The organism is Candidatus Magnetaquicoccus inordinatus, from assembly GCF_004217665.1.
GTDB classification, from domain to species: Bacteria; Pseudomonadota; Magnetococcia; order Magnetococcales; family Magnetaquicoccaceae; genus Magnetaquicoccus; species Magnetaquicoccus inordinatus.
The window spans coordinates 1-1,467 of sequence record NZ_RXIU01000432.1 but is presented as its reverse complement, the minus strand read 5'-3'; the positions used below and the strand labels follow the sequence as shown (position 1 = coordinate 1,467).

Here is a 1,467-nt window from a genome sequence, read left to right as displayed (position 1 = left end):
CGGTCAAAAAGATCATTGCAGCGTTCTCCACCTAAAAGAGAAAATAGCGTTGCGCCATCGGCAACACCTGGAGAGGTGCACAAGTCAACAACTCCCCATCGGCACACACCTGATAGCTTTCCGGATCCACCTCCATATGGGGAGTCCGTGCATTGTGGATCATCGCACTTTTTTGCAAGTTGCGACAGCCGTGCACAGCCAGCAGCGGTTTTTGCAGACCCAAGGCACGCAGTTGTGGATTGTCCATGGCCGCTTGTGCAACAAAGGTGACCGAGGAGGAGCGCAAGGCCAGACCCAAGGTGGCAAACATCGGTCGTTGATAGACCGGTTGCGGAGTGGGAATCGATGCGTTGGGATCACCCATCAAGGCGGCAGCAATCATCCCCCCCTTCAGGACCATGGCTGGCTTGACCCCAAAAAAGGCCGGTTTCCACAACACCAGATCTGCCAATTTTCCCACCTCCACCGAGCCAACCCAATCGGCAATGCCGTGGGTGATGGCAGGATTGATGGTATATTTGGCGATATAGCGTTTGGCACGAAAGTTATCGTGACCCAAACCACGATCTTCCGGCAAGGCACCCCGTTGTATCTTCATTTTATGGGCGGTTTGCCAGGTGCGCATGATCACCTCTCCTACCCTGCCCATGGCCTGGGAGTCGGAAGAGAGCATGGAAATGGCACCCAAATCATGCAAAATATCCTCGGCAGCGATGGTCTCCCGACGAATACGCGATTCGGCAAAGGCCACATCCTCGGCGATAGAGGCATCCAGATGGTGGCAGACCATCAACATATCGAGATGTTCATCGACAGTATTATGGGTATAGGGGCGGGTGGGATTGGTGGAAGAGGGTAGGACATGGGCCACACCAACCGCACGCAAAATATCCGGGGCATGGCCTCCTCCTGCCCCTTCGGTATGAAAAGTATGGATGGTGCGCCCTTGGAAAGCGGCCAAAGTGGTTTCCACAAATCCCGCCTCATTGAGCGTATCGGTATGGATGGCCACCTGAATATCCATCTCTTCCGCCACCCGCAGACAACAATCAATAGCTGCCGGAGTGGTTCCCCAATCTTCATGCAGCTTCAAGCCCATGGCTCCCGCCTGCACCTGCTCACGCAGCCCTTCTGGCAGACTGGCATTGCCTTTGCCCAGCAGGCCAATATTGACCGGCAGGCTCTCCATCGCCTCCAACATCCGATAGATATGCCAGGGGCCAGGGGTACAGGTGGTGGCACAACTGCCTGCCGCCGGTCCGGTTCCGCCACCAATCATGGTGGTGATACCACTGAAGAGCGCCTCTTCCGCCTGTTGCGGACAGATAAAATGGATATGGCTGTCGATCCCTCCGGCGGTGACAATCTTGCCTTCACCGGCAATAATCTCGGTGGCTGCCCCAATCCGCATCGTAACCCCCGGCTGCACGTCGGGATTGCCCGCCTTGCCGATGGCGGCAATCCGTC

At 56.3% G+C, this 1,467-nt stretch carries 1 protein-coding gene; it reads right to left on the bottom strand.

Going from position 1 to position 1,467, the window contains the following annotated elements:
- Positions 1-31: 31 nt before the first annotated feature.
- Positions 32-1,467: urease subunit alpha (ureC, locus tag EJP87_RS16300; protein WP_130472900.1), on the bottom strand; the 1,436-nt coding region annotated here is incomplete at its 5' end.